Annotated in this window: 6 protein-coding genes and 1 pseudogene; 3 read left to right on the top strand and 4 right to left on the bottom strand. The window is 48.5% G+C overall.

What is annotated here, in order from left to right; all coding sequences use genetic code 11:
- Nucleotides 1-112 precede the first annotated feature (112 nt).
- Nucleotides 113-1,162: an aldo/keto reductase gene (locus AB1287_RS02795; RefSeq protein WP_312624880.1), complete on the bottom strand. Its 1,050-nt coding sequence runs from the start codon at nt 1,160-1,162 to the stop codon at nt 113-115.
- 147 nt (nt 1,163-1,309) lie between these two features.
- On the opposite strand from AB1287_RS02795, the gene AB1287_RS02790 reads away from it, so the two are divergent.
- Complete coding sequence (locus AB1287_RS02790) at nt 1,310-2,203, top strand: LysR family transcriptional regulator (protein WP_435616871.1); 894 nt, start codon at nt 1,310-1,312, stop codon at nt 2,201-2,203.
- 204 nt (nt 2,204-2,407) lie between these two features.
- Here the strand turns inward: AB1287_RS02790 and AB1287_RS02785 are convergent.
- Nucleotides 2,408-2,793, bottom strand: a pseudogene (locus tag AB1287_RS02785) (integrase core domain-containing protein); the annotation flags it as partial.
- Between the two features lie 368 nt (nt 2,794-3,161).
- On the opposite strand from AB1287_RS02785, the gene AB1287_RS02780 reads away from it, so the two are divergent.
- The gene (locus AB1287_RS02780) at nt 3,162-4,715 is read left to right on the top strand and encodes a peptide MFS transporter (RefSeq protein ID WP_312624878.1); all 1,554 of its coding nucleotides are present in this window, start codon (nt 3,162-3,164) and stop codon (nt 4,713-4,715) included.
- A 99-nt stretch (nt 4,716-4,814) separates the two neighbouring features.
- Here the strand turns inward: AB1287_RS02780 and AB1287_RS02775 are convergent, their stop codons facing one another.
- A complete protein-coding gene (locus AB1287_RS02775; protein ID WP_312624877.1) occupies nt 4,815-5,303 on the bottom strand; it encodes a hypothetical protein in 489 nt (162 codons plus the stop codon).
- The gene (locus tag AB1287_RS02770; protein ID WP_435616870.1) at nt 5,303-6,166 is read right to left on the bottom strand and encodes a transcriptional regulator; all 864 of its coding nucleotides are present in this window, start codon (nt 6,164-6,166) and stop codon (nt 5,303-5,305) included. The genes AB1287_RS02775 and AB1287_RS02770 overlap by 1 nt, the downstream gene beginning before the upstream one ends.
- A gap of 454 nt (nt 6,167-6,620) precedes the next feature.
- Here AB1287_RS02770 and AB1287_RS02765 point away from each other — a divergent pair, with 454 nt between their 5' ends.
- Nucleotides 6,621-7,223 carry a LuxR C-terminal-related transcriptional regulator gene (locus AB1287_RS02765; RefSeq protein WP_312624874.1) on the top strand — a complete coding sequence of 201 codons (603 nt, stop codon included), beginning with the start codon at nt 6,621-6,623 and terminating at the stop codon, nt 7,221-7,223.
- Nucleotides 7,224-7,231 lie beyond the last annotated feature (8 nt).

Here is a 7,231-nt window from a genome sequence, read left to right as displayed (position 1 = left end):
CGTTTTGCAGGGATGCTTACACATCATTACGAGCCTAATAAGCAATAGAGATATATCTGGCGATAAGATTGCCGCCAGATAATGAATAAAAATGAGTTTTACTCTTTGATCTTTATAGCCACCCTTCAACGGGATACCCGGAAAAAATGCGTTCCTTCGGCAGACTGGTGATGTAGTAAGGGTTAAGTAAAGGTGGTGCACCAGCAGCATTCAGTTTTTCAAGAGACTCGTCAGGGAGGATAATATCGAGCGAAGTAATATTCTGTACAATTTGTTCTGCTCTGCTGGCACCAATCAGTACGGATGATACTCCGGCCCTGTTCACGACCCAGGCGAGTGCGACCTGCGCCATGGGCCTGCCCATCTCTTCTGCGACTTCACGCAGGGTGTCCACAATCTGAAAATTTGTTTCAGTGAAGAGCAGTCCGCCAAAGGGATTATCGCCATTCAGACGACCATCGCTTTTCTGCCCGGATTCGCCCGACGTGTTAGGCAGGCTCCCCGCAGGACCGGCGTTACTCAGCTTCTCCCGGCCATATTTCCCCGTCAATAACCCCGCTCCCAGCGGGCTCCAGGCAACTAATCCCATACCCAGTGCTTTTCCTGCAGGGAGGATATCCAGCTCAACGCCTCTGTCTATCAGTGAATAGGAATATTGCAGACCCACAGGCTCAGGTAACCCATTTGCACGGGCAAGAGTGGCAATCTGGGCAACGTACCATGAAGGTGCGTTAGAGAACCCATAGTAGAGAATATCTCCCCGGCGAACGGCATCGGTTAATGCATGCAGAACCTCTTCAGGCGGGGTTGTCTGGTCCCACACATGTGTCCAGAAAAGGTCGATATAATCTGTTCCCAGACGCCTGAGGGAGCCTTCGATGCCGTTACGGATGTTACGGGCTGAATTCCCCCCGGTCAGCGGCGTATCCTGCCTGCGTGGAAAACCCGCTTTGGTAGAGATAACGACCTTCTCACGATTGCCACTGCTGTTAATAAAACGCCCCAGCATCTCTTCGCTATTGCCACCCGCATAGACATCAGCGGTGTCGACGAAATTACCACCGTTATTGATATAAGCATCGAAAATAGCGCGGGCACCGGCTTCATCGACTCCCCAGCGTCCGGCACCAAAAGTCATAGCCCCCAGTGCAAGTGGGCTCACGATAAGGCCTGAGCGCCCCAGAGTGCGATAGCTGCAAAGATTCATGGTAGTATCTCTTCAATGAGTCAGAAAAGTTATTAGCATACGACCATGTTACGGAATAACTAGCCCCGGTTCATGGCAAGACCTTGTGAGTGGGATGCAACAATGAAACGTGGCGATCTCGACGATCTGGCAGCATTTGCTGTCGTGGCAAGAACGCGTAGCTTCACTCGTGCAGCTGCAGAAATGGGGTTATCACCCTCTGCGCTGAGTCATGCCATGCGTGGGCTTGAGCAGCGGCTGGGCGTCGTGCTGCTTGCCAGAACTACCCGTTCCGTTGCACCAACAGCAGCAGGTAGACAATTATTGCATTCGCTGGAGCCTGCCCTTGCCGGACTGGCTGAAGGCCTGGCCTCGCTTGCGAGCTGGCGGGGCACGCCAGCGGGCAATATCAGACTGACCACGCTTCACTATGCCTCCCGAACTCTCCTTGCCGACCGGCTACCTGCTTTTTTGCGGGAATATCCTGACGTGACTGTTGAAGTCACCATTGATGACCGGCTGACCGATATTGTCGCCGGAGGTTTTGATGCCGGGATCAGACCTGGCGGGGTTGTTGAAAATGATATGATTGCCATCAGGCTTGAACCTGATTCCCGCACACGAGTCGTGAGTACACCTGGCTATTTCGCACGTCATCCCCGCCCACAATCACTGCATGACTTGCAGGAGCATATTTGCATTAATTATCGCAGGGTAACGACCGGTGAGATTACGCCCTGGCGATTTGAGCGTGAGGGCGAAATGATAAATATCAGGACTCAGGGGCAATTGATCGTTAATGACGGGGTACTTGCTGGTGCAACCATTCGTGCTGGCGCAGGGCTGGGGGTCTTACTGGAGCATGAAATCACAGAGGAGCTGGCTGATGGCAGGCTTGTCTCAGTACTCGATGAGTGGAGCCCCGTATTTCACGGTTGTCATTTATATTATCCCAACAGGCAAATAACGCCTGCGTTAAGGGCGCTGACAGAGGCGTTGCGCTGGAAGGATAAGTGATATTCTTCAGTTAAGTAGTAAAGTTGTGACATTAAAATCCCCTATACCTTTGCCACTCAGTTAACTTCCTTAATTGTTATATCTTCAATCGTCAAGTTAGCTCTCATATCGTGCTGGCCAGCGTCTAAATACACTGGAATGAGTCGTTATCTTCAAGCATATATGTCCACTCACCATGTCCTGCCCCAGGATTAGATACAACCTTCAGTTAGTCATGTCAGTTGGTTTTTCTTCATATTGCCAGTCCACTGCAAATTCAGCTGGAGTCTGGTAATCCAGCGATGAATGTGGGCGGCACTTATTATAATCCTGCCGCCAGTCATTAATTGTTTTCCGGGCGTGAACAATATCGCTGAACCGGTGCTCATGCAGGCATTCATCTCTAAATCATCCGTTAAAACTCTCAATAAACCCGTTCTGAGTCGGTTTGCCCGGCTGGATAAGACACAGCTCCACGCCATGCTCAAAGGCCCATTGATCCAGTGCGCGGCAGGTGAATTCCGGACCCTGATCGGTCTTATCGTAGTCGGATAGCCAGGGAAAAGCGCGATACTGTCCAGAATACGCGTGACCTGTACGCCTGAAATCCCGGCTTCGGCCTTGCGGAGAATACTGATGATCTGTTCGTCGGAAAAACGCTTCTTCGCATGGATGCCCTTACGTTGTTGATGAAGACATTACAAACATCACGGTGTATTAATCAACGGGGGGCTGGTCACTGTTGTTGCTTAAAGTCAATCACTTACGACTTTTATCAAACTAAAAAGCTGTAAAAGTAGACATTTGTCGACTTTTCATCTTAAAGTCCCCGGGTTGGCACTAGACAAAACCAGTGCTTGGTTATCAAATGGTTAAAAGATTTTTTGCTGAGCGTAAATGACCGACTAAATTTTTACATAAAGGTCGGCATGTATCTCAGCGTTTGCAAACACCGTGACACACCTCTTCGGGAGTATTTATGCAGTCCTCTGCTCAACATAACGAAGGCCGGACGTTCTTCGGCCACCCTTATCCTCTCGGTTCGCTGTTCTTCACTGAGATGTGGGAGCGCTTTTCCTTCTACGGCATTCGTCCACTGCTGATCCTGTTTATGGCGGCGACCGTTTATGACGGCGGAATGGGGCTTGCACGTGAAAACGCCTCGGCCATCGTCGGGATTTTTGCCGGGGCCATGTACCTGGCGGCTCTGCCGGGCGGCTGGCTTGCGGATAACTGGCTTGGCCAGCAGAAAGCAGTCTGGTACGGTTCGATTCTGATTGCGCTCGGGCACCTGTCAATTGCACTGTCGGCCTTTATGGGCGATACGCTGTTCTTCGTTGGCCTGATGTTTATCGTACTCGGCTCTGGCCTGTTCAAAACCTGTATTTCGGTTATGGTGGGCACGCTCTACAAAGCCGGTGATGCCCGACGCGACGGTGGTTTTTCGCTGTTCTACATGGGCATTAACATCGGTTCGTTTATCGCACCGCTGATCTCCGGCTGGCTGATTAAAACACACGGCTGGCACTGGGGCTTTGGCATCGGCGGCATCGGGATGCTGGTGGCGCTGATTATTTTCCGCGTGTTTGCCGTACCATCAATGAAACGCTACGACCGCGAAGTAGGGCTGGATTCCACCTGGAACAGCCCGGTTTCGAAGAAAAAAGGCGTTGGCGGTTGGCTGCTGGCGCTGGCAGTGGGCGTTGCAGTGATTGTCACGCTGATTGCCCGGGGCATTATCATTATCAACCCTGTCGCGGTTGCCAGCGCGCTGGTGTACGTTATTGCGGCCTCCGTGGCGCTCTACTTCATTTATCTTTTCCTCTTCGCCGGTCTGAACCGCAAAGAGCGCGCACGACTGCTGGTGTGCTTTATTCTGCTGGTCTCTGCGGCGTTCTTCTGGTCGGCATTTGAGCAAAAGCCAACCTCCTTCAACCTGTTTGCGAACGACTACACCAATCGCATGATCGGTGATTTTGAAATTCCGGCAGTTTGGTTCCAGTCCATCAATGCGCTGTTTATCATTATTTTGGCCCCGGTGTTCAGCTGGCTGTGGCCGATGCTGGCGCGCAAGAACGTTCGCCCGGGCAGTATCACCAAGTTCGTGATCGGCATTTTGTTTGCTGCCGCAGGCTTTGGCCTGATGATGCTGGCGGCGAAGGACGTGCTTGGCAACGGTGGCGCAGGTGTCTCACCGATGTGGCTGGTAGGTAGCATCCTTATGCTGACGCTCGGTGAGCTTTGCCTGAGCCCGATTGGCCTGGCGACCATGACGCTGTTGGCGCCGGAAAGAATGCGCGGTCAAATGATGGGGCTGTGGTTCTGCGCCAGCGCGTTGGGTAACCTGGCGGCAGGTCTGATTGGCGGTCACGTCAAGGCCGACCAGCTGGATATGCTGCCAGACCTCTTCGCTCGTTGTTCTGTGGCGCTGCTGATCTGTGCTGCGGTATTAATTGTGCTGATTGTCCCGGTACGCCGAATGCTGGAAAATGCGCAGGTTAAGACGGAAACAAAACCTACCGCAAACGTCTGATCATTTTCTTTATCTGAATAAACGGGCCCTATTTGGGCCTGTTTGTTTTGTCATAATCAGCTGTATGCTTTAGTTGAAACTTAACGTGAGCTAATGGCTTCACTTCACCACTACGGCCTGGAAGGAACGTTTGCAGGAGAATGTCGGTAGTGTCCCTATAAAAAAAAGATAGTTGTTATTGAACTGTTTTATTATTTTAATGTAAATATCTTTGCCTTCATAAACATAAAAATCAGGAAAGCGCTGTGCCATCCACTCATCGCTGACGGAATCATCGGGATACTTGATATTATGCATCGAGCGTAATACATAGGTATTTTGATTCCGTTGGTAATCAAATAAAATTTTTCGATTGAAGATCTTAGTGGGATCTTCTTCCAGATAGCCGTTCAGGCTCAGGGAACCACCTGTTTTATTGAATACGTAGTGCGATGTTCCATGAACATTACCTTGTGAACCATGGCTTATGTGATTAGCCACGCAGGAAATGGTATTATCATGCTTCGATATCCAGAGGATATAAGTCAGGCTGGCGCTGGCAAACAGCGCTACAGCAATCAGAAGAAGTACCGATAAATTCTTTAGCATCACTTATTGGACTCAAAGAAATAATCTGAAATACAGGTATTATGTTGGCTCATCGGCTTATCACAGCGAATGATAGAGGTTCGAGGCAACATCGGAAAGTGTGAAATATATAGCCAGGGATAGTTCTGGCAGCTTCTCTCGAAACGGTTCACATATGAAAGGGCTTTATCTTTATCAGCTTTGCTTTTGATATTATTTGAAAGAAAGACTCTGCATTCTCCGTGTGAAATAGAGGCAGAATAGGTTTCAAAGTAGCGGTGATTAGTGGCATTGTCAGAGCCTATGGCAAATGCCATAAAGAGCGTCAACAAAATAAAAATAATGAGGATAAGGCTGCTTATCTGCTTGATTGATAGCCGGTGAGCAAGAACACGCAGGCTAGCTTTCTGTGCTGGTGGGAACAATTTTGTGTCCCCTGGAGCATGCTGTGTCTCGATGGTTAAACCTGGGCTCATGCTGTCATCTTCTTGTTCATGAATAGCATTTGCATGATCGTGCCTGATTTCCACCTCATTATCGGCGACCAGCTTCTTAACCTGGGTGCCGCTGGCCAGCGTCAGGCCAATGCGCGGAATGGTCACGATCAGATTTTCAACTACCCCTAACTTTTTTAATCCCTTTCGTAGAATTGAGATGTTCTGATAATAGGTATTCAGTGAGACTTGCATCCCACTTTGCTCCCAGACAATATCCATGACCTCATGTTGGGTAACGATATTTCCCTGGCGATTAATCAATAACAGCAGACAGCGACTGGCGGGATAATTTAGTACCACTACATTGTTGGGGTCATGCAAATCCCGTAGCGTACTCGTCGCTGGATGAAATTCTAAAGTGTTATTTATAATATAATGATTGTGCATAGCTTCCTTTCTTTTTCTCCATAAATATAAAGCAGTTCTTTGTTTGTAAGAGATAAATTGAGGTTTTTTTAACTGATAAAGGGTGTTTGTTAAAGATTATTTCTTGGATTATACACCCCCTGAAAAAGGATTTTTCTGAAAAATAGTCATATTTAGCAATGCTCATGCTTCTAAACTTGATTTTTACAGCGGGCAGAAAACTTAAGGAAAGGGCTCTTTTCTATGACTGCGCTGTGTTATTTATTGGCACCGGTAACCGATAATTTTTGTGGTGGCTGATGTTTTTGAAATGATTGTGAATTAATCTTTATTTGGCTTTAAATATGCAGCGGAAATACTTCAAATAATTTCAGGTGCGCCTGGGAAAGCCTCTTCGCCATAATGGAATGACAACTCAGTAATCAAAATCAGAACAAATCTAACGGCATGTGCACCAGGGAGTAAGGAGGGGGTTATGCTGAATATACCAGGGTCAGAAGGGCGGATGACCGTTGCATTATCAGATGCGAATCATTTTGTCCGCAACGCAATTTATACTTTATTACAGGAGCTGGATACGCAGGGGAAAATCAGCGTCTCGGTCAGAAATTATCCATTGCTGGAAAATACGCAGGAACAAAGTGATATCGACCTGGTATTCTGGTCCGGTCTGGAATCAGGCACCGGATATGGCTGTCTGGAATATGTCAAAGAGGCGCGGGAAAAATACCCAAAAATGGCAATCTGCATGTACTCACAACAGCCTGACTCCTCATTGTATATTCGTGGTCATATTGATGCCTGGCTCTCATTGAATGAACCCTTGTCGACATGGCGAAGCTATATCATGAAAGTGATCGATGCCAGCACCTGTTCACGCAAAAAAAATTCCGGTGAGTTTCCGTTAACGGAAAGTGAATGGGAAGTCCTTAAAGCCATTAAAGCGGGCGACTCTTTGCAGGATATCGCCGTAAAAACAGAAAACAGCTATCGCCGGGTCAGTGCATTAAAAAACTCGGCAATCCGTAAACTTGGGTTGCGCAATAAAACAGAACTGCTGTTATTTCTGACGCGTTAAGTTGTTGT

The organism is Scandinavium sp. UTDF21-P1B (assembly GCF_040750395.1).
Lineage (GTDB): Bacteria > Pseudomonadota > Gammaproteobacteria > Enterobacterales > Enterobacteriaceae > Scandinavium.
This window is presented reverse-complemented; position numbering and strand designations above follow the sequence as displayed.